Genomic DNA, 20,454 nt, shown 5'->3' on the forward strand with positions numbered 1-20,454 from the left:
AGCGCTCGACGTTCGACGGTCAACGCTCGACGAAGGAGCGGAACGCCGGTCAACGGAGCGTAAGCGCTTGGTAAAGATTTTAGCGCACCCCAAACCGGGGTGCGCTATGAGAAAAGCCGCTCAACGTGACGAAACGGCGGCCGTGAATCGTGTCTGAAGACGGGTTCGAGCCGTATCAGCGAGCCGAGTTCCGGTATCGGCTGCCCCTCCGGGGCGGGTAGGGGTCGAACAGCTGAACGCCGATTCCACTGAGGACCAGACCGGTCGCGATGAGCAGCCCGTGGGGCATGACCAGACCGATGAACAGCAGGACCACGCCGATGCCCAGTACCCACCAAGCGCGCGTGTACCGGTACTCGCGCGGCTTGGCAGGCCGGCCGCTGGACAGGGATCGCGCGAAGTGCGGGTCGTCCTGCTCGATTCGGGCCGCGAGATCGACGAGGCGCTGGTCGTCGGACTGGGGCACGTCTCCTCCTTCCCGAGCGGTGGCAGCACGGGGAGACCTCCGACCGCCACCTGAAAAACGCCTCCGGGCGTCGGTTCCATGACACCGACGCCGGGGGCGAGAAAGTGAGCCGTCGGCCCGTGAACGAGGGCCGACACAGGGGAGCTTGCCCGGGTGCCGAGGTCATCACCCGCCCGGTGCGGGCGGTTCGGCGGGGTCGGGCCCGCGTCCACTTCAAGGATCGCCCGCCGGGCGCCTCGGGACCATCGGGTCCGACCCTCATCTTTGTGGGGGGCGATGATGTAGGTGGGACTCCCGGGCACCCACGGACCCGTGAAAAAATGGGGGTCGGCACGGATGGCGCACAGCCGGAACAGCGTTCACGCTGGGTCGTGGCGCCCCACATGTCCGCGCCCCCGGCACCGACGGGCCGCCGGAACGCTCCCGCCGCACCGGGAGCCTACGGCAGACAGTACGGCAGACGGCGCACGGCGAGCAGGGGTGAGGAGGCGGTACTGAGTGCCACTGTTCTGGCGGATCTTCTTGCTGAACGCCGTCGTGCTGATCACGGCCACCGCCCTGCTGCTCGGACCGGTCACCGTCTCCACCCCGGTCCTGCTCACCGAGGCCGCCGTACTCACCGTGGGGCTGGCCGCCATGCTCTTCGCCAACGCGCTGCTGGTGCGCGTCGGCCTCGCCCCGCTGCAGCGCGTCACCCGCGCCATGTCCACCACCGACCTGCTCCGCCCGGGGCAGCGCCCCGAGGTCGCCGGGCGCGGGGAGATCGCCGAGCTGATCAGCACGTACAACACGATGCTCGACCGGCTGGAGGACGAACGCGCCACGAGCAGCGCCCGTGCCCTCTCCGCGCAGGAGGACGAACGCCGCCGCATCGCCCAGGAACTGCACGACGAGGTAGGCCAGAGCCTCACCGCCGTCCTGCTCCAGCTCAAGCGGGTCGCCGACCACGCCCCGGTGGAGCTGCGCGAGGAGCTGAGCCTGGTGCAGGAGACCACCCGGAGCAGCCTGGACGAGATCCGGCGCATCGCCCGCCGGCTGCGCCCCGGTGTCCTGGACGAACTCGGGCTCGCCAGCGCCCTCAAGGCCCTCACCACCGAGTTCGGCGCCTCCACCGGCCTGATGGTCCAGCACCGCCTCGACCCCGACCTGCCCGACCTGGGGCCGGAGGCCGAACTGGTTCTCTACCGGGTGGCCCAGGAAGGGCTCACCAACATAGCCCGGCACGCGCAGGCACGTCGCGCGGAGGTCTCCCTGCGCCGCACCCCCGCCGGAGTCGACCTCCAGGTCCGGGACGACGGCCACGGCATCGGTGCCGCGGCCGAGGGCGCCGGTATCCGGGGGATGCGTGAACGGGCCCTGCTCGTCGGCGCCGACCTCGATGTGGGTCCCGCTCCCGGCGGCGGGACCCGGGTGCGCCTCGCCGTACCCGTACCCGTACGGGGTCCCGCACCCGTGCGGGCCGTGCCGACCGTGACCGCCGCTCCCGACCGGAAACGCTGAACATGACCGACCCGGCCCCCGCCCGCACCCCCACCGGCCCCGCCGAGGGCCCGCCGCCCACCCGCATCCTCCTCGCCGACGACCACGCGCTGGTCCGCCGGGGCGTACGCCTCATCCTCGACGGCGAACCGGACCTGACGGTCGTCGCCGAGGCAGACAACGGGGCCGAAGCCATCGAGCAGGCCCGCGCCCACGAACCCGACCTGGCCATCCTCGACATCGCCATGCCCCGTCTGACCGGCCTCCAGGCGGCCCGTGAGCTCTCCCGCACCCTCCCGCAGACGCGGATCCTCATCCTGACCATGTACGACAACGAGCAGTTCTTCTTCGAGGCGCTCGGTGCCGGCGCCTCCGGATACGTCCTCAAGTCCGTCGCCGACCGAGACCTGGTGGAGGCCTGCCGGGCCACCATGCGGGGCGAGCCGTTCCTCTACCCGGGCGCCGTCAACGCCCTCATCCGCAACTACCTCGAACTCGCCCGGGACGGCCGGAGCCTGCCCGCCAAGGCCATCACGGACCGGGAGGAGGAGATCCTCAAACTGGTCGCCGAGGGGCACACCTCGCAGCAGATCGCCGACCTCCTCGTCATCAGTCCCAAGACCGTGGAGCGCCACCGCGCCAATCTGCTGGCCAAACTCGACCTGAAGGACCGGCTGGAACTCACCCGGTACGCCATCCGGGTCGGTCTGATCGAGCCCTGACCGCCACCGGCGTCGACACCCGGGTGCCCGGACCGCCACCGGCGTCGGCCCGGGCGCCCGGACCGGCCCTACCGCTCGGCCTCGGCCGGCAGGGGCTCCACCTCCCGGTCGCGCCCGGTGTCCAGGTCGGGTGCGGGCCCGTCCTCCGGAGCGCCGGGCGCGGGCCCGTGGCCCGGGGCGTCGGGTGGGGGCCCATGATCCGGGGCGTCGGGTGGGGGCCCGTGGTCGGAGCGCCGTGCCTGTACGGCACGCAGGGCGCGCGAGCAGGTCGGCCCGTCCGGCGAGCACCGGGCCGAGGACGGCGAGGGCGAGCACGTACCCGGCGATGAACGCGGTGAGCCGGCCGTCCAGCCCCGCGCCGGTGGCCATGGCGGCCAGGATCAGCGCGAACTCACCACGGGCGAGGAGTACGGTCGCGCTGTCGGCGTCGATGGGGGCTCTTCGCCAGACGGGGCTGCGGCCGGTGCGGCACGGGGCGGGGGGCCGGAATTTTCGTCGCCTCTGTCCCATCTTCTCGCGTTGTTTCCACGGTGCTTCCACGCTCACGGCCGCCCCCGCGCGACGACCGTCCGTGGTACCACCCACACAAGAGGGGGGGACGACCCTCATAGGGGTCCGCCCGGTCCCACGATCCGGTTGTCAGACTTGAATCAGTTCAGCGATCCGCAGTTCCCGCAGTTTCCGAATCCCCTGTCCTTCCAGGAGCGCGTCGATGCCCCACCCGTACGTCCTGCTGTCCGCCGCCGTCTCCCTGGACGGCTACCTCGACGACACCGGCCCCGAGCGGCTGCTGCTGTCCGGCCCGGCCGACTTCGACCGGGTCGACGAGGTACGGGCGTCGGTCGACGCGATCCTGATCGGCGCCGGCACGATCCGCGCCGACAACCCCCGCCTGCTGGTCAACTCGCCCGAGCGGCGGGCCGCCCGGGTCGCCGAGGGCCGGTCCGCGTACCCGCTGAAGGTCAGCGTCAGCGGCTCCGGCGACCTGGACCCGGCGGCGCGGTTCTGGCACACCGGCGGCGAGAAGGTCCTCTACACGACCGACGAGGGTGCCGAACGCGCCCGCGCGCACGGCCTCGCCACCGACGTCGTACCGCTCGGCGCCGCACTCGACTGGCGGCGGCTCCTCACGCACCTGTACGACGTGTACGGCGTCCGGCGGCTCATGGTGGAGGGCGGCGGCCTGATCCACACCCAGCTCCTCACCCAGGGCCTCGCCGACGAGCTCCAGTTGGTCCTCGCCCCGCTCTTCGTCGGCGACCCGGACGCCGCCCGCCTCTTCGGCCCCGGTGCCTACCAGGGCGGTCGGCTGCGGCTGCTGGAGACCCGCCAGGTCGGCGACGTCGTCCTCATGCGCTACGAGCCCACCGCCCCCGGCGCCGGCCCGCTCCCCGTCGCCGCCGACCACCACTGGCTGGCCCTCGCCTGTGAACTGGCGGCTCAGTGCCCGCCGTCGGAGACGGCCTTCAGCGTGGGCGCGGTGGTGGTCGCGGCCGACGGCACCGAACTGGCCCGCGGCCACTCCCGGGAGGGCGGCGACCCGCTGGTGCACGCCGAGGAGGCCGCCCTCGCCAAGACCGACCCCACGGATCCGCGGCTCACGACCGCCACCGTGTACTCCAGCCTGGAACCCTGTGCGCGCCGCGCCTCGCGTCCGGCGCCCTGTGCGCGGCTGATCCTGGACGCGGGGGTGCGGCGGGTGGTCACCGCCTGGCGGGAGCCGGACACCTTCGTGGCGGACGCCGACGGCAGCGGAGTGCTGGCCGCCGGGGGCGCCCAGGTCGTCGTACTGCCCGAGCACGAGGAGGCCGCCACGGCACCGAACGACCATCTGATCGGCCGGTGACGCGACGGCGACGACAAGGAGTGTGCGGAGTGTCCCCCGCATGCCGTATGCTGGTGACACAACGACGCGGGGTGGAGCAGCTCGGTAGCTCGCTGGGCTCATAACCCAGAGGTCGCAGGTTCAAATCCTGTCCCCGCTACTGAAGGCCGAGGGCCGGAATCCGAAAGGGTTCCGGCCCTCGGCCGTTCTCGGCTTCCGCCTCGCCGCTCCGGCTCCTCGTCCCGGCTTCCGCACCGTTGTCACGCCAGGTGATCGGGCCACCGCGCTGCGCATAACAACTGATAAACCGTCAAGTCCAATGTGACGCGTGAGGCAGAGTCAACTCGCCCGCTTTTGCCCGGCGGTAGCGCTTAAGTCCGTGTGGAAATCGTTAACGATCAAGAGGAACGGCTTGGAATCCGACCCCTACCTCTATTAACGTTCGATAACGCAGCGCGGTCGTCCCAGCCGTCACACGAGTCGGCTCCGTGCGCATGCGCCGAATCCCGCAAGGGAACCGGGGAACCAACATCTTGGGGTGAATCGCGTCGGTACCCCCGTGGAGACACGGAGGGTATACGCGCGTAGGAGACCTTCCTGCTCCGAACCCGTCAGCTAACCCGGTAGGCGAGAAGGAAGGAAAGGAGTACGCCCAGGTGGCGTCGAACCGGCCTGCTCCCGAGGCCCCCTTCATCCCGAGCCAGTACGACGGCGATCCCTTCGTCTACGGCGGTGCCCGCCCCGACGAGGGTCCCTTCGAGGAGTGGAATCCCACCGAGGAGTCCGTCCGCCCCGTGCGCGGTCGGCACCGCGTCGGCAAGCAGCGCGGCGGAGGCCTCGCCCGCAGCTCCACGGTTCTGGGTGTCGGTGTCATAGCGGCCGTCGCCGGTGGCGGCATGGCCAGCGCCCAGACCGGCAAGCCGCCGGTCTCGATCTCGATGCCGGACCTTCCCTCTGTCGGTTCCCTCATCTCCGAAGAGGAAACCCCCGCGGGTTCCGCCACCGCGCTCAGCGACATCGCTGCGGTCGCCGACGAGGTCACCGAGCAGGGCGGCTCCGGCTCCGACGCCGGCGAGGCGCTGCACGCCCGGATCATGGCCCAGGTCGAGCAGCAGCAGAGCCAGGCCGAGGACAAGGCCGCCGCCGAGGCCGTCGCCGCCGCGGAGAAGGAGGCCAAGGAGAAGGCCGCCGCCGCGAAGAAGGCGGCGGAGGAGAAGGCCGCCGAGGAGAAGCGGAAGGCGGAGGAGGAGGCCAAGCAGAAGGCCGAGGCCGAGCGCCTCGCCGAGCTGGCCCGGCAGTACGCGCTGCCCACCTCCTCGTACACCGTCTCCTCGACCTTCGGTCAGGCCGGCGCCTACTGGGCCTCCGGCCAGCACACCGGCCTGGACTTCGCCGCTCCCACGGGCACGCTGATCAAGGCGGTCCACACCGGCACGATCACCTCCGCCGGCTGGGACGGCTCCTACGGCTACAAGACCGTGCTGACGCTCGACGACGGCACCGAGATCTGGTACGCCCACCAGTCCTCCATCAGCGTCAGCGTCGGCCAGCAGGTCAACACCGGCGACGTGATCGGCCGCGTCGGCTCCACCGGCAACTCCACCGGCGCCCACCTCCACCTGGAGGTCCACACCGGCTCCGGCGCGGGCATCGACCCGATGGCCTGGCTCCAGTCGAAGGGCCTCACGGTCTGAGACGACCACAGCCCCGGCAGTCCTGACGACGACCCCCCGACGTCAGGACTGCCGGTCAGGCGTTTCAGGGGCGGTACGTCTCAGGGGCGGTACGGGTACGCGTACGGGTTCGGCCGGTACGCGGAATGCCCGAGGTGCCCGGGGTACGCGGGGTGCGGGGCATACGCGAGGCCCGTCGCGCCGTGCATGCCGTGCACGCCGTACACGCCGTACGCCGGCCAGGGCGGTACAGGCGGCGCGGTGGCGCGGGCCGCGTGCTCCAGGGCCGGGCGGGCCGCGTCGCGGCGGCGCCACAGTTCCCGCAGCAGCTCCCCCTCCCGCGCGGCGAAGTCCGTGCCCACGCGGCCGCGGCGTGCCCGGTGCCGCAGGAACGCCAGGGACGTCGCGTACGCCTCGTACCGGGCCACCGTCCGGGCCGCCGCCCGGCCCCCGTGCCGGCGCGCGTACCGCCGGGCGATGCGCCGGGCCCGCATCGAGCCGAGCGCGAACGGCTGGGCCGGGCTCAGCCAGCCGGCGGCGACGTACACGGGCAGTTCCGTGCGTACGGTCCGCAGCTCGCGCTGCCGCGTCCACACCACCAGCCAGGTCAGCAGGCCGAACGACGGCACCATGAACGCCCCGTACACGGCGAAGAAGCCGTACTCGCCGAGGACCGAGGAGCCGTTCCACAGCGCGTGCATGCCCATCGCGAGCAGCAGACCGCCCAGCGGCGGCAGGACGCGCCACAGGCGCCGGCGTTCGGTGGCGAGCGCGGCGACGCCGAAGCCGATGCCGGTGAGCACGGTGAAGAGCGGGTGCGCGAACGGCGACATGACGACACGGACGAAGAAGGTCGCCGCGGTGACGGAGGAGACACCGCTGCCGCCGGTGAGCTGGTCGGTGCCGAAGGCGTTGCCCAGGTAGAGGATGTTCTCGGTGAAGGCGAAGCCGGTGGCGGTGACCCCGGCTATCACCACGCCGTCGAGGATTCCGGTGAAGTCGCGTCTGCGGAAGAGGAAGACCAGCAGGACGGCGGCGGCCTTCGCCGACTCCTCCACGACGGGGGCTATGACGGTCGCGCCGAGGGTGTCGGCGCGGGACGGGTCCGCGGTCTCCGTCGCTATCCACTGGGTGGCGAAGCTGTTGGCGACGATCGCCATCAGCGCGGCGGCGCAGGCGCCCCACGCGAAGGAGAAGACGAGGTTGCGCCAGGGGCCCGGTGCGACCCGGTCCAGCCAGCGGAAGGCGGCGATGAGCAGCGGCACCGGGAGGACGGCGAGGCCGAGGCCGACCAGGAAGCCCTCCGTGCCGGTCTGCTCGCGGACCAGACCCAGGATGACCAGGCCGGAGAGTGCGAGGAGGGCGGTCAGCGCCCCATAGCGCACCCAGGGCCGCTGCCACCAGTGCACGTGCCCCGGGGCCCGCCCGGGCGGGCCGGCGGGGTGTGCCCCCGCGCTGGGTCGCGTCGGGTACGGACGGCTGGTGTCCACGGCATTGACCCTAACGAGGGAAGGGCGCTGCCCGCAGGTACGCCGGATGGGCTCAGGGGCCGGTGGGGGGTTGCCCGGTGGGTCGGTCACCGGGCCGGTCGTCGTGCGGTACACGACGGAAGAGCAGGTCGTTCACCACATGGCCCTTCTCCAGCCCCTGCCCCTCGAAACGGGTCAGCGGGCGGAACTCCGGGCGCGGCGCGAAACCGCCGTCCGCCGCGGTGTTCTCGAAGGCGGGATGCGCGGTCAGCACCTCGAGCATCTGCTGGGCGTACGGCTCCCAGTCGGTGGCGCAGTGCACGACCGCGCCCGGTGCCAGCCGGGTCGCGGCGAGGGTGAGGAAGTCGGGCTGGATCAGCCGGCGCTTGTGGTGCCGCTTCTTGGGCCAGGGGTCGGGGAAGAAGACGCGCAGCCCGCTCAGGGAGTCGGGGGTGAGCATCTCGCGGAGCAGGATGATCGCGTCTCCGTTGCCGACGCGCACGTTGTCCAGGCCGTGCTGCTCGGCGAGGTTGAGCAGATGGCCCTGACCGGGGGTGTGGACGTCCACGGCGAGGATGTTGGTGCCGGGGTCGGCGGCGGCCATGCGCACCGTGGCCTCACCCATGCCGAAGCCGATCTCGAGGACGACGGGGCGGTCGTTGCCGAAGAAGTCGGCGAGGTCGAGCCGGTGGCCGTCGACGTCGAAGCCCCACCGGTGCCACAGCCGCTGCAGCGCGTCCGCCTGCCCGGCGGTGACCCGGCTCCGGCGCGGCTGGAAGCTCCGGATCCGCCGCTCGAAGTGCGACCCGGCGGGATCGGCCTTCGGCCCGTCGGGGAAGCGGGGCTCCCCCTTGTCCCGGGTACGGCGGATCGACACACCGGGCGCGTGCTCGGTGTGCGGGGCTGCGGGGGTGTTCAAGGAGTCAGACACAGTGCTCTCGATTTTACGGCGGTCCGCACGGCGGCCCTCAGGGTGACTCCGCGGACGCGTCGGGGCCCTGCCGCACCGGGTCGGCCAGGGTGGCCAGCGCCCGGCGGGCGATCTCCCGGCCGATGGGCAGGGACGCCGTCGCGGCGGGGGAGGGGGCGTTGAGCACGTGGATCGCGCGGGGGGCCTCCCGGATCAGGAAGTCGTCGGCCAGGGTGCCGTCCCGCAGGACGGCCTGCGCCCGCACGCCGGCCGGGGCGGGGACCAGGTCGGCCTCCCGGACCGCGGGCAGGAGCCGGCGGACCGCCGCGGTGAAGGCCCGCCGGGACAGGGAGCGGTGCAGCTCACCCGCGCCGTGCCGCCAGTGGCGGCGGGCCAGGTGCCGGGAGCCCGGCCAGGCCAGGGTGGCGGCCAGCTCGCGCGGGCGGACCGTGCGCCGGTCATAGCCCTCGCGGGCCGGCGCCGGTACGGCGTTCGGGCCGACGTGGACGCCGCCGTGGACGCCGCGCGTGAGGTGGACGCCGAGGAACGGGAAGGCCGGGTCGGGCACCGGGTAGACCAGGCCGCGGACCAGCTCCGGCCGGGTCAGCCCGTAGTACTCGCCGCGGAACGGCACGATGCGCATGCCGGGATCGTCACCGGTGAGGCGGGCGATCTCGTCGCAGTACAGCCCGGCGCAGTTCACCAGGACCCGGCCGCGTACGACGTCCCCGGCGGCGGTCAGGACCGCGACGCCCCGCTCCGGGCGGCGGTCGACGCGGACGACCCGCGCGCCGTAGCGGATCTCCGCGCCGGACGCCTCCGCCAGGCGGCGGGCCACCGCCGCGAAGTCGCAGACGCCGGTGGCGCCGACGTGGAGGGCGGCCAGGCCCTCGACCTCCGGCTCGTACTCGGCGATCTGCGCCGCGCCCAGTTCGCGGACCGTCAGCCCGTTCTCCCGGCCGCGCTGGGCCAGGGCGTGCAGACGGGGCAGTTCGTCCCGGTCGGTGGCGACGATCAGCTTGCCCGTCACGGCGTGCGGGACGCCGTACTCCGCGCAGAACTTGACCATCTCCGCCGCGCCCCGCACCGCGTACCGCGCCTTGAGGGAGCCGGGGCGGTAGTAGATGCCGCTGTGGATGACGCCGCTGTTGCGGCCCGTCTGGTGCCGGGCGGGGCCGGGCTCCTTCTCCAGCACCGTGACCCGCGTGCCCGGCGCCGCGCGGGTGATCGCGTACGCCGTCGACAGGCCGACGATGCCGCCGCCGATCACCAGCACCTCGCAGTCGTACGACCGCCGCACCGCGCGCACCACTCGCACCACCTCCCGCTCCCGATAGTGCACCACGCCACTGACAACGCCCGTGAACCCCAAGGCGCCGGGGCCGCCGGGCCCGTCGAGGCGGGTCCGGCGGCCCCGGCGGGCGGGGTGCTCAGGCGGGTGTCATCAGCAGCGGCCGGGCCCGCTCGCGCAGCTCGACCACGCGGGGTTCGTCGCCGTAGGGCTCCAGGCGGTGCAGGAGGTCCTTGACGTACTCGGTGGTGCGGGCGGACGAGATGCGGCCGGCCACCTCCACCGCGCGCACACCCTGCTCACAGGCGGCGTCCAGGTTGCCCGACTCCAGTTCGGCGACCGCCGAGACGACGAGCCGCAGGCCGTGCGAGCGCACGAACTCCTCCGTCGGACGCGACAGTGCCTGCTCGGTGAAGCGGCGGACCTGGCGGGGTGCCTTCAGGTCGCGGTAGCACTCCGCGGCGTCGGCGGCGAACCGGTCGTAGGAGTAGAAGCCGAGCCAGCCCGGGTCGCTGTCGCCGGGGCGGGAACGTTCCAGCCAGCCCTCGGCGGACTTCAGGGCCGCGCCGGCCGCCGGGGCGTCACCCGCGCGTGCGTGCGCGCGGGCCTCCACGAGCCGGAAGAAGCTCATGGTGCGGGCCGTGGCCAGGCCGCGGTTGCGCTCCAGCGCGGCCTGGGCGAGATCGACGCCCTCGTCGCCGAAGCCGCGGTAGGTGGCCTGCAGGGACATGGAGGCCAGGACGTATCCCCCCAGGGGGACGTCGGCCGCCGCCCGGGCCAGCCGCAGGGCCTGGATGTAGTAGCGCTGGGCGGCCTCCTGCTGGCCGGTGTCGAAGGCCATCCAGCCGGCGAGCCGGGTGAGTTCGGCGGACGCGCCGAACAGGGCGCGGCCGACGTCGTCGGCGTAGGAGCCCAGCAGCAGCGGCGCCGCCTCCACCCGCAGGCACTCGGGGACCATCGAGGAACGCCAGTCGCCGCCGCCGTACTTGGAGTCCCAGCGCCGCGCGTCCTCGGCCGCCTCGCGCAGTTTGCGCACGTCGCTGTGGCCGACTCTGGCCGGTGCGGCCGAGCCCTCGGCGGGGCTCACCTCGCGCGCGACCGAACTGTCGGCCGGGGTTATCAGCCAGCGTGAGGCGGGCGTGGCGTACGCGCTCACCGCGAACGATCCGGCGAGCGACTGCCAGATGCCGCCGGACCCCGCTCTGCGGCCGGCCAGGTCCAGCCGGTACAGCTCGGTGGCGGACTTCACCGCCTGCCCGACGTCCCGGGGGAAGGCGAGCCCCACTTCGGGCGCGGGATCCGCGTCCGCCAGGCCGATCTCGTGGAGCGGCACCGGACGGCCGAGTTTCTGGCCGATGGCGGCGGCGATCAGGTGCGGCGCCGTGCCCTGTGGCACCATCCCCTTCGACACCCAGCGCGCCACCGACGTCTTGTCGTAGCGCAAGGTCAATCCGCGTTGGGCGCCAAGGTCGTTGACGCGCCGCGCGAGGCCCGCGTTGGAGATTCCCGCGAGGGCGAGAACGGTGCCGAGTTTTTCGTTCGGCCCGCGTTGCTCCCTGGACATGCGCCACCCCTCGACACAGACGCTGCCGCTCTGGCATAACCCGGCGGCATTCGTAAACCCAGCGTAGTTCGCCGCATCCCAAGCGTTAAGGGGCATTCTTCCGGATGGCGGGATTGTGGTCCGTACTGAAGTGCGGGTCCGATACGCGCGGTTGCGGCATGCTCCCGGCGTGTGGCCGTGCGCCCGTGTGTGCGCTCTCCTGTGGCCATGGCGGGAACGGTTCCATGGTCGGGCGTGGGTCGGCCCGCTGTACTGGATCCAGCGGGCTGGGGGACACCGCCGCCTTCATCCCCGCGGGCGGCGGAGACGGTCCGGGAGGCGTGCTCCGCCTCCCGGACCGTGCGCCCGCCCAACGGTGCGCAGAGCCTGTACGGAGCGTGTTCGAGGTTGTCCTCGCATCTCCGAATTGGCCGAAAATCGACCCCCTCGTTCGAGGGCTGTCACCGTGTCTATCCTGGCAGTTGAGGGCGCGTTGGAGGTTTTTGGGGCGCGCTGGGGGGCGCATTCGCGTCGCACCGACGGGGGTGGGTACGCGGCCGCAGTCGGGTGATCTCCTTGCGTCGGGCGGATGTTCGGAGCGGGGTGGGTGTATCCGCCGGGGCGCATTCGACGGAGCACATGCGGCACCGGCACCCCTCTCGAGCGCCTCCTTCATGGCAGCATGGACAACCGGTGCGCACGGCGCACCGGTTGTCCACAGCCTGTGGAGGCGTCGATGCGGTGGTTGGTGGGATGGAGCAGCACCGCCGCGGGTGCCCCGGCGTTCGGCTCCGCCGGCGCCACCGGGTCCGACGGCGAGACCGTGCAGCCGGTGGGTTCGCAACCGCTGTGGGGCGACCCCGATCCGCTGTGGGCGGTCGGCGACTGGCGCCCCGACGAGGTGCGGGTGGTGTCCGCCGACGCCGAGACCCGGATCGCCGTCCTCGGCACCTGCGGCGCCACCGACGAGCAGCTGCGCGTCGCCCTGTTCGCCGCGCGCGGCGGCGCGCTCCGCCATCTGACCGCCTGGCCGGGCAGCTACACCGCCGTCGTGCGGGTGGGCCGCCGGATCACCGTCTGCGGCGACCTCGCGGGCGCCCGGCCGGTGTTCCACACCCCCTGGGAGGGCGGCACGGCGTTCGCGACCGCCGCGCTCCCGCTCGCCGACCTCGTCGAGGCCAACCTCGACTTCGGTCACCTCGCCGCGCTCCTCGCCGCCCCCGACGTACCGGCCGCGCTGTACGACTCCACTCCGTACGACGGCGTGAAACGCGTTCCGCCGGGGCATGCGCTGATCCTGCGCGCCGGGGCGCGTGAGATCGCCGGGTACGAGCCCGTCGCCTCGCTCGCCGTCGCCGCGCCTCCCGCCGACCCCGACAGCGCGGTGGACGCCGTCCGGGACGCGCTGGTCGAGGCGGTACGCACCCGGCTCGCCGCGCCCCGCCACGTACCCGGCGCCGACATCGACCCCGGCCCGGTCCCGGGCATGGGGCCCGCCGAACGCCGCGCGGCGCGCGGGATGCCGGTGCCCGGCATCGGGGCCGACCTGTCGGGCGGGCCCGCGTCCGGGACGCTGGCGCTGCTCGCCGCCGGGCTGCCGGGCATGCCGGGAACCGTGCTGGGGCACGGCACGGGCGCGGGGGAACGACTGCTCGCCGTCACCTTCAACGATCTCGCGGGGGGTTCCGCGAGCGGTCCGGCCGGTGGTCCGCTCGGCGGGCGGGAGGACGAACTGGCGCGGGCCGGGGCGCTGGCCGCCAACCCCCGGCTGCACCACGTGGTGGTCGCGGGCGGCGAGGACACCCTGCCGTACGCGGATCTGGACGGGCCGCTGACGGACGAGCCGGGACCCTCCCTCGTGATCGCGGCCCGGCACCGGGCACGACTGGCGGCGGGCAGCGCGGACCACTTCACCGGGTACGGGGCCCGGCAGGTGCTCGACGCGCATCCCGCCCGGCTCGCCGACCTGCTGGTGGACCGCAAGCGCCGCCATCTCGTACGGCCCGTCGCCGCGCTGGCCAAGGCGGACGGGTCCGTGATGGTGCCCGCCCGGGTGTACGCCGCGGCCCGGCGCCTCGCCCGTACGCCCTACCGCACGGGGCTGGAGAACCTCGCGGGACAGCTGCTGCGCCACCAGTTGGGCGACGAGGCCCCCGGAGGCGCGGCGGACGCCTCGCTGGCCGCCCTCACCTGGGGAAGACCCGGGCCGGCGGCGCGCTGGCTGACCGGTGAGGCGCTCGCTGAAGTATCGGTTCGCCTCCAGGCCTCGACGAGCCGGTCCGAGGTGGGGCCGGGGCAGCGGCCCGGCGACTTCCGCGCGCGTGCGGCACTGGCCCGGCACGCGGCGGACCTGCGGGTGCTGGAGCAGGCCGCCGAGATCCGCTTCCAGCGGCTGCACACGCCGTTCCTCGACAACCAGGTCGTCCGCGCGTGCCGGGCGCTGCCCGAGGCGCTGCGGGTGCGGCCGGGGGCGCGCGCCGCGATCCTGCGGACCGTGCTGGAAGGCGCGGGCGTAAGGGAGTTGCCCGCCGGATGGGGCGCGCCGACCCAGGCGACCACGGCGGCCGCGGCGCGGACCGGGCTGCGGGTGGCCGCGGACACGCTGATGGCACTGTTCGACACCCCGCTGCTGGCGGAAGCGGGACTGGTCGAGGCCCGGGTGGTGCGCAAGGCGCTGCGGGCGGCGGCGGAAGGGGAGCCGCTGCCCCTGGACGGGCTGGCGGACCTGGTCTCCCTGGAACTGTGGCTGCGGCGGCTGTTGGCCCGGCGGGGAACCTGTTGGACGGGCACGCCCGGCCGGCAGCGCGCGGTCCCCGAGGGCATCGCACCACAACGAGGAGCACTGGCCCGCGGGGTGTGAACGGGGCCCCGCAAGCGGACCCCCCCACGAGCGGGTCCCCCATGGACAGCGCTCCCCCTATGAGCGGGCCCTTACGAGCGGGGCTGCACGGGCAGGCCCCCCCCACGAGCGGTCCCCTACGGGCGGGGTTCCACGGGCGGGCCCCCTACGAGCAGGGTTCCACGAGCGAGTCCCCCACAGGCAGGGCTCCACCCACGAGCGGACCCCCTACGGGCAGGGCTCCACGAGCAGGCCCCCCCACGAGCAGGCCCCGCAAGCAGGAGCGCTCCCCCATCCCCGCTCACCTGCGATGCAGAGGCGCGCCCGGTTTCCCACGACCCGCCCCGCCGGACAGACCCTGCCCCGACCTCCGCCCGGGCAGGGAGCCTTGCGCGTCTCACGCCGGGCGTGAGCGCAGCCCCTCCAGCAGGATGTCCAGCAGACGTGCCGAGGCAGCCGCCTGCTGTGCCGCGTCCGGCAGCGAGGGTGCGGCCGTGGCGATCACCAGGAGCACGTCCGACACCGACACGTCCGGTCGGAGCGCGCCCGCCTCGCGGGCCCGCTCCACCAGCCGGCCGACGACGTCGAGGAGCTGCGCCGCGCCGGCGTCGTCCTCCGCGCTGCCGGACGACGCTTCCCCGGGCACCAGCCGCAGCTCACCCGCCGCGTACTGCGCCCGCTGCCGCGGCACCCGCGCGTGGTCCGTCACGCCGTGCTCGTCCGCCACACCCACCCGCAGCACCTGCGGCGGCAGCAGCCGCCCGGCGCCCGAGTCGACCGACGTGCGCAGGAAGCGGGAGAGCGCCGACCACGGCTCGTCCTCCTGACCGAGCGCCGCACGCGCCTGGTCGGTCAGCCGGGAGATCTCCTCCTCGGCTATCCGCCGCACCAGGACGTCCTTGCTCGGGAAGCGCCGGTACACCGTGCCCACACCGACCCGCGCCCGGCGTGCCACGTCCTCCATCGGCGCGCCGTATCCCAGCTCGCCGAAGACCTCACGGGCCGCACGCAGCACGTGCTCCAGATTGCGCTGGGCGTCCACCCGCAGCGGTGCCGTGCGCGGCCCGCCCGCGCGTCCGCGATCCGACGGTGCGCTCAGCGCGGTGCCGGGCGCGACAGCGGACGCGGAAGACCAATGAGAATCCTGAACATGCATACGCTTTCCCCCGGTAATGATGACGTCTCCCCCCGGAGACTCCCCGCCATAGATGGCTGGGGTTCGAGGAACATGCCCGGTGGCCGGCTCCGCCCGTCGCGGACCCGAAGAGCGCATCCCCCTACACCCCGTCGACGTACGAACATAGTTGAGTGAGGGTCAATTCAGAAGAGGCAGGTTCCGCACGGAGCGCCCCCCGATCGGAGTACGGGGCGCATTGATCCCGAATGTGCCCCCGAGACGACACCGGGAAACCATCGGTGACCTGCGCACACGCCGTTCGGTCGGTTCGTCGGGCCCCTCCGGCCCCCCACGGCCTCCGGTCACACAATTCGTCGGGGCTGTGGACAAACGCGCGCGTCGGGTGCGTCATGGGATGGTGAAGGAACGTGCGCGCATTCTCGTTGTCGGCGGCGGTTACGTCGGGATGTACACGGCCCTGCGCCTGCAGCGGAAGCTGAAACGGGAACTCGCCCGGGGCGCCGTCGAGATCACCGTGGTCACACCGGACCCGTACATGACGTACCAGCCCTTTCTCCCGGAAGCGGCCGCCGGTGCCATTTCTCCTCGGCATGTCGTCGTACCGCTGCGTCGTGTCCTGGACCGGTGCCACATCGTCATCGGCGAGGCCACCGCCCTCGACCACGCCGCCCGCACCGCCACCGTCGCCACGCTCGCCGACAAGGAGGAGGGCAGCGGCGGCAGGCCGATGGCGTACGACGAACTCGTCCTCGCGCCCGGCTCCGTCTCGCGCACCCTGCCGATCCCCGGTCTCGCCGACCACGCCATCGGCTTCAAGACCCTCGAGGAGGCCATCGGACTGCGCAACCACGTCCTCGAGCAGATGGACATCGCCTCCTCCACCCGCGACCTCGACATCCGCGACGCGGCCCTCACCTTCGTCTTCGTCGGCGGCGGCTACGCGGGCGTCGAGGCACTCGGCGAACTGGAGGACATGGCCCGCTACGCCACGCGGTACTACCACAACCTCCGCCCCGAGGACATGAAGTGGATCCTCGTCGAGGCCTCGCACCGCATCCTGCCCGAGGTCGGCGAGGCGATGGGCCGGTACACGGTCAGCGAACTGCGCCGCCGCAACATCGACGTACGGCTCGAGACCCGCCTCGAGTCCTGCGCCGACCGCGTCGCCGTGCTCAGCGACGGCGCCCGCTTCCCCACCCGTACCGTCGTGTGGACCGCCGGGGTCAAACCGCACCCCGTTCTCGCCGCCACCGACCTGGCGCGCGACGAGCGCGGACGGCTGAAGTGCACCGCCGAACTCGCGGTGGAGGGCACCACGCACGCGTGGGCCGCGGGCGACGCCGCCGCCGTCCCCGACGTCACCTCGAAGAAGCCCGGCCGGGAGTGCGCCCCCAACGCGCAGCACGCGCTCCGCCAGGCCAGGCTCCTCGCCGACAACGTCGCGCACTCCCTGCGCGGCGAACCCCTGGAGAAATACGCCCACTCCTACGCCGGATCGGTCGCCTCCCTGGGACTGCACAAGGGCGTCGCCCACGTCTACGGGCGCAAACTCAAGGGCTACCCGGCCTGGTTCATGCACCGCACCTACCACCTGAGCCGCGTCCCCACCTTCAACCGCAAGGCGCGCGTGGCCGCCGAATGGACCCTCGCCGGGCTCTTCAAACGGGAGATCGTCTCCCTGGGTTCACTCGAACACCCGCGGGCCGAGTTCGAACTGGCGGCCGGTGGAAAGCCTCCTCAGGACCCCCCGCACAACCCGAAGGGGTCCTCCTGACCGGACCCAGGAACTTCACCGGCCGGCCCGACGTCTGACGGATGTCGGCCCGGTCGGCAGCCTGCCAGACTGGTCCACCACCGGGGGCGGGCGGCCGTCCGTCCCCGGTGCGGCCCCGGGGCCCCGGCCCATCCCGGTTTCCGGCCGCCGACGACTACACGAGGCAAGGTTTCGTGAACTTCACGCGCTGGAGCGCCCGGCTCCCCGGAACACAGCGCCGCGCCGCAGCGCGCAGCGCGTACACGGTCTCCCCGGACCGGCGGGGAGAGGGCTCCGTGCCCGCCGCCCGCGCCGGACAACCCGCCGACCAGCCGCCGTCCGTGCCCGTGGTCGACGACCTCAGGGTGCGCGAGGTCCTCGACCACGTCCCCTCCCTCGTCGCCCTGGTGCACGGCCCCGACCACCGCATCGCCTACGTCAACGACGCCTACACGGCCGCCTTCGGCCCCCGCCCGGTCGGCGCCCCCGCGCGAGGAGCGCTCCCGGAGCTCGACGAACTCGGCCTGCTCCCCCTCCTCGACCAGGTCCTGCGCAGCGGCAAGCCCCGCACGGTCAAGTCCCGCAAGGCCCCCGACGGCCGCTCCTACACCTTCACCTGCACCCCGGTCAGCGACGGCCACGCCGACGGGGCCGCGGGCGGCGGGCGCGGCCGGGGCGGCCGCGGGCGCGGTGTGCTGGTCTTCGCCACCGACGTCACCGACCACGCCGAGGCCGCGGAACGGCTGCGCGCGAGCGAACGCCGCCAGCGCGAGACCGCCGTCACCCTCCAGCGCTCCCTCCTCCCGCAGGAACTCGAGGAGCCCGACGACCTGCGGGTCGCCGCCACCTACCACCCCGGCGGCACCGAGGCCGCGGTCGGCGGTGACTGGTACGACGTGATCACCCTCGGTGGTGGGCGCACCGCCCTGGTCATCGGCGACGTCATGGGACGGGGCGTCCGCGCCGCGGCCGTCATGGGCCAGCTCCGTACGGCGGTGCGCGCCTACGCCCGCCTCGACCTCCCCCCGCACGAGGTCCTCCAGCTGCTCGACGGCCTTGCCATGGAGATCGACGCCAACCAGATCGCCACGTGCGCGTACGCCATCCACGACCCCAACGAGGGCACCCTCGTCCACGCCTCCGCCGGCCACCTGCCCATCCTGGTCCGCGACGAGCAGGGCACCGTCCGGCGCGCCGACGAGCCGACCGGACCCCCGCTCGGCACCGGCGGCTGGATGCACTCCTCCGGCTCGATCCCGCTGGGCCCCGGCTCCACCGCCGTCCTCTACACGGACGGCCTGGTCGAGCGCCGCGACGAGGACCTCGACGAGGGCATCGCGGCCCTGGAGCGCGCCCTGGCCGGCGCGACCGGCACCCCCCAGGTGGTCTGCGACCGCCTGGTCCGCTCGGCGGGGGTGACCCCGGACCACGACGACGACGTCGCCGTGCTGGTACTTCAGCACCCCGCCCGCAAGGGCCCGGAGAGCGAGCTCTTCCGTAACGCGGCCCTGGAGCTGCTGGGCGGCGTCGAAGCGGCCCCCCGCGCGCGTGCCTTCGCCTCCGGTGTGCTGACCAGCTGGCGGTTCCCCGCCGACCTGCACGACCTGGGCGTCCTGGCCGCCAGCGAACTCGTCGCCAACTCCCTCCAGCACGGCACCCCGCCCATGCGGCTGCGGCTGCGCCGCACCGACCGCCGGCTGATCGTCGAGGTCACCGACGGCGACGACCACCTCCCGAGGCGCCGCCGCGCGGAACCCGCCGACGAGTCCGGCCGGGGCATCGCCATCGTCGCGACGATCGCCTCCAGCTGGGGAAGCAGGCGTACCCCGGGCGGCGGCAAGGCCGTCTGGTGCGAGTTCACCCTGCCGAAGCCGACGGGTTCGTAGGGCGGACTCGTAGAGCGGGCTGGTGGACGAGCCCTCTGACGAGCCGGATGCGTCAGGCGGGTGCCGGAGCCTGCTCCGCCGCGGCGCCGCCGCCCTGCGTCACCACCAGGCTCCGCGCCACCGACGGCTGGTTCTGCACGTCCGTGAGCTGTCGGCCCAACCGCAGCGCGAGCACGGTGATCCCTAGTGAGACCAGCACGAAGACCACGATGTACGGCGCGTGCAACGAGGCACCCATCGGCCCGCCCACAGCCGGACCGATGGCCAGCGCGAGCTGCTTCACCAGGGCGAAGGCCGCGTTGTACTGCCCCGCGAGACCGGTCGGCGCGAGATCCGCGACCAGCGGGGCGAGCGTCGGCGACAGCAACGACTCCCCCAGCCCGAACAGCGCGTACGTCGAGATGAAGGCGGCGGTGGCCATCGCCTGGCTGCCGTTGCCGAGGCCCGCGTACCCGGCCACGGCCCACGCCACGGCCCAGAGCAGTCCCACCGACGCGATCACGCGCGTGCGCCTGCGGCGCTCCACGAACCGCAGCACCAGGAACTGCGCGATCACGATGGCCAGCGTGTTCGCCGCCAGCGCCGTCCCCAGGGTCGACGTCGAGAGGCCGGCCGCCTCGACCCCGTACGCGCTCAGCCCCGACTCGAACTGCCCGTAGCAGGCGAAGAACACCACGAAGCCCAGGACGCACAGCTGCACCATGGCCCGGTTGCCCGTCAGCTGCTTCCAGTTGCCCTTCGCCGATGCCGTCGGAGCGCCCGCGACCCGCGGCGAGTGAGGCATCCGCACCGTGGCCATCACCCCGACCAGCAGCAGGAACATCACCGCCTCGATCGAGAACAGCAGGGTGAAGGAGCCGGGTCTCGTGGTGTCGACGAGGTGTCCGCCGATGAGACCGCCGATCCCGAGCCCGAGATTCTGCAGGAAGAACTGCATGGCGAACGCCCGCGACCGGGTCTCCGCGGTGGAGCAGTCCACGATCATCGTCGCCAGCGCCGGCTGCATCACGGCCTGCCCGGCCCCGAGCAGCGCCGCCGACAGCAGCACGCTCGGCGCGCCGCCCGACAGACCCAGGCTCAGCGCGCCGACGGCAGCCGTGAACAGGGCGACGAGCAACACCGGCAGCGGGCCCCGCCGGACGATGGTCCGTCCGGCGAACGGCAGCACGATCAGTGCGGCCACGGCGAAGACGGCGAGCACCAGCCCCGCCGTCACGGGCCCGAGCCCCCGCACCTGCGCCACGTAGACGTACAGGTAGGGGACGGTGAAGCCGAGCCCGAACGCACTGAGTGCGTTGCCCACGTGGATCCGGCGCATCGCAGCGCCCATCGCCCTGGTCACGTTCACCTCTCTCGCAAGTTAACTGTGAAGACTTAGAAGCTAAAGTTCAAAGGTGAAGAGTACACATTGAACGGCTTCAGCGCGAAGGGCTTCAAGGTGAAGGTGACGTGTCATACTG

The 20,454-nt window shown here is 73.2% G+C and carries 14 protein-coding genes, 1 tRNA gene, 1 pseudogene and 1 riboswitch; of the genes and pseudogenes, 8 read left to right on the top strand and 8 right to left on the bottom strand.

Annotation, left to right across the window (positions count from 1 at the left end; genetic code table 11):
- Positions 1 to 175 precede the first annotated feature (175 nt).
- Positions 176 to 466: a DUF3040 domain-containing protein gene (locus ACTWJ9_RS17365; protein WP_279335147.1), complete on the bottom strand. Its 291-nt coding sequence runs from the start codon at positions 464 to 466 to the stop codon at positions 176 to 178.
- Between the two features lie 498 nt (positions 467 to 964).
- Here ACTWJ9_RS17365 and ACTWJ9_RS17370 point away from each other — a divergent pair, with 498 nt between their 5' ends.
- Together ACTWJ9_RS17370 and ACTWJ9_RS17375 are read left to right on the top strand one after the other, a co-directional pair.
- Complete coding sequence (locus tag ACTWJ9_RS17370) at positions 965 to 1,966, top strand: HAMP domain-containing sensor histidine kinase (protein ID WP_279335148.1); 1,002 nt, start codon at positions 965 to 967, stop codon at positions 1,964 to 1,966.
- Positions 1,967 to 1,968: 2 nt separating this feature from the next.
- A complete protein-coding gene (locus ACTWJ9_RS17375) occupies positions 1,969 to 2,667 on the top strand; it encodes a response regulator transcription factor (protein WP_279335149.1) in 699 nt (232 codons plus the stop codon).
- 257 nt (positions 2,668 to 2,924) lie between these two features.
- On the opposite strand, the pseudogene ACTWJ9_RS17380 reads toward ACTWJ9_RS17375, so the two are convergent.
- Positions 2,925 to 3,093: pseudogene (locus ACTWJ9_RS17380) on the bottom strand (cation:proton antiporter); the annotation flags it as partial.
- Between the two features lie 286 nt (positions 3,094 to 3,379).
- Here ACTWJ9_RS17380 and ACTWJ9_RS17385 point away from each other — a divergent pair.
- The 3 genes from ACTWJ9_RS17385 to ACTWJ9_RS17395 all read left to right on the top strand — a co-directional run bounded on the left by ACTWJ9_RS17385 (position 3,380) and on the right by ACTWJ9_RS17395 (position 6,186).
- Positions 3,380 to 4,513: a dihydrofolate reductase family protein gene (locus ACTWJ9_RS17385; RefSeq protein ID WP_279335150.1), complete on the top strand. Its 1,134-nt coding sequence runs from the start codon at positions 3,380 to 3,382 to the stop codon at positions 4,511 to 4,513.
- A gap of 65 nt (positions 4,514 to 4,578) precedes the next feature.
- Positions 4,579 to 4,652 (top strand) — tRNA-Met (locus ACTWJ9_RS17390).
- Positions 4,653 to 4,979: 327 nt separating this feature from the next.
- Positions 4,980 to 5,137, top strand: a riboswitch (cyclic di-AMP (ydaO/yuaA leader).
- Between the two features lie 11 nt (positions 5,138 to 5,148).
- Complete coding sequence (locus tag ACTWJ9_RS17395; protein ID WP_279335151.1) at positions 5,149 to 6,186, top strand: M23 family metallopeptidase; 1,038 nt, start codon at positions 5,149 to 5,151, stop codon at positions 6,184 to 6,186.
- An 80-nt stretch (positions 6,187 to 6,266) separates the two neighbouring features.
- Here the strand turns inward: ACTWJ9_RS17395 and ACTWJ9_RS17400 are convergent, their stop codons facing one another.
- The 4 genes from ACTWJ9_RS17400 to ACTWJ9_RS17415 all read right to left on the bottom strand — a co-directional run bounded on the left by ACTWJ9_RS17400 (position 6,267) and on the right by ACTWJ9_RS17415 (position 11,399).
- A complete protein-coding gene (locus ACTWJ9_RS17400) occupies positions 6,267 to 7,655 on the bottom strand; it encodes a PrsW family intramembrane metalloprotease (RefSeq protein WP_388708686.1) in 1,389 nt (462 codons plus the stop codon).
- A gap of 52 nt (positions 7,656 to 7,707) precedes the next feature.
- Entirely contained in the window at positions 7,708 to 8,565 is an 858-nt protein-coding gene (gene trmB / locus ACTWJ9_RS17405) for a tRNA (guanosine(46)-N7)-methyltransferase TrmB (RefSeq protein ID WP_279335152.1), read from the bottom strand.
- Between the two features lie 37 nt (positions 8,566 to 8,602).
- Positions 8,603 to 9,886 (bottom strand): L-2-hydroxyglutarate oxidase, encoded by a 1,284-nt coding sequence (gene lhgO, locus ACTWJ9_RS17410; protein ID WP_443294397.1) that lies wholly within the window; start codon positions 9,884 to 9,886, stop codon positions 8,603 to 8,605.
- An 88-nt stretch (positions 9,887 to 9,974) separates the two neighbouring features.
- Positions 9,975 to 11,399, bottom strand: coding sequence for an MFS transporter (locus tag ACTWJ9_RS17415; RefSeq protein WP_279335153.1), 1,425 nt, complete (start codon positions 11,397 to 11,399; stop codon positions 9,975 to 9,977).
- Positions 11,400 to 12,114: 715 nt separating this feature from the next.
- On the opposite strand from ACTWJ9_RS17415, the gene ACTWJ9_RS17420 reads away from it, so the two are divergent.
- Positions 12,115 to 14,238, top strand: a complete 2,124-nt coding sequence (locus ACTWJ9_RS17420; RefSeq protein ID WP_388708682.1) for an asparagine synthase-related protein — start codon at positions 12,115 to 12,117, stop codon at positions 14,236 to 14,238.
- A 376-nt stretch (positions 14,239 to 14,614) separates the two neighbouring features.
- Here ACTWJ9_RS17420 and ACTWJ9_RS17425 read toward each other — a convergent pair whose 3' ends face one another.
- On the bottom strand, positions 14,615 to 15,373 hold the full coding sequence (locus ACTWJ9_RS17425; RefSeq protein ID WP_279335155.1) for a TetR/AcrR family transcriptional regulator: 759 nt from the start codon (positions 15,371 to 15,373) through the stop codon (positions 14,615 to 14,617).
- Between the two features lie 376 nt (positions 15,374 to 15,749).
- Between ACTWJ9_RS17425 and ACTWJ9_RS17430 the strand changes: the two genes are divergently transcribed.
- A complete protein-coding gene (locus tag ACTWJ9_RS17430) occupies positions 15,750 to 17,129 on the top strand; it encodes an NAD(P)/FAD-dependent oxidoreductase (protein WP_443294398.1) in 1,380 nt (459 codons plus the stop codon).
- A gap of 173 nt (positions 17,130 to 17,302) precedes the next feature.
- Positions 17,303 to 18,994 carry an ATP-binding SpoIIE family protein phosphatase gene (locus ACTWJ9_RS17435; RefSeq protein WP_279335157.1) on the top strand — a complete coding sequence of 564 codons (1,692 nt, stop codon included), beginning with the start codon at positions 17,303 to 17,305 and terminating at the stop codon, positions 18,992 to 18,994.
- A gap of 52 nt (positions 18,995 to 19,046) precedes the next feature.
- Here the strand turns inward: ACTWJ9_RS17435 and ACTWJ9_RS17440 are convergent, their stop codons facing one another.
- Complete coding sequence (locus ACTWJ9_RS17440) at positions 19,047 to 20,324, bottom strand: MFS transporter (protein WP_279338001.1); 1,278 nt, start codon at positions 20,322 to 20,324, stop codon at positions 19,047 to 19,049.
- Positions 20,325 to 20,454: the final 130 nt, after the last annotated feature.

It is taken from the genome of Streptomyces sp. GDS52 (genome assembly GCF_052246875.1).
GTDB lineage: Bacteria > Actinomycetota > Actinomycetes > Streptomycetales > Streptomycetaceae > Streptomyces > Streptomyces cathayae.

Coding starts and splice junctions, on each gene's coding strand:
- ACTWJ9_RS17440 (WP_279338001.1), bottom strand. CDS start 20,324: ATGGGCGCTGCGATGCGCCGGATCCACGTGGGCAACGCACTCAGTGCG.
- ACTWJ9_RS17375 (WP_279335149.1), top strand. CDS start 1,969: ATGACCGACCCGGCCCCCGCCCGCACCCCCACCGGCCCCGCCGAGGGC.
- ACTWJ9_RS17385 (WP_279335150.1), top strand. CDS start 3,380: ATGCCCCACCCGTACGTCCTGCTGTCCGCCGCCGTCTCCCTGGACGGC.
- ACTWJ9_RS17430 (WP_443294398.1), top strand. CDS start 15,750: ATGGTGAAGGAACGTGCGCGCATTCTCGTTGTCGGCGGCGGTTACGTC.
- ACTWJ9_RS17425 (WP_279335155.1), bottom strand. CDS start 15,373: ATGCATGTTCAGGATTCTCATTGGTCTTCCGCGTCCGCTGTCGCGCCC.
- ACTWJ9_RS17420 (WP_388708682.1), top strand. CDS start 12,115: ATGCGGTGGTTGGTGGGATGGAGCAGCACCGCCGCGGGTGCCCCGGCG.
- ACTWJ9_RS17415 (WP_279335153.1), bottom strand. CDS start 11,399: ATGTCCAGGGAGCAACGCGGGCCGAACGAAAAACTCGGCACCGTTCTC.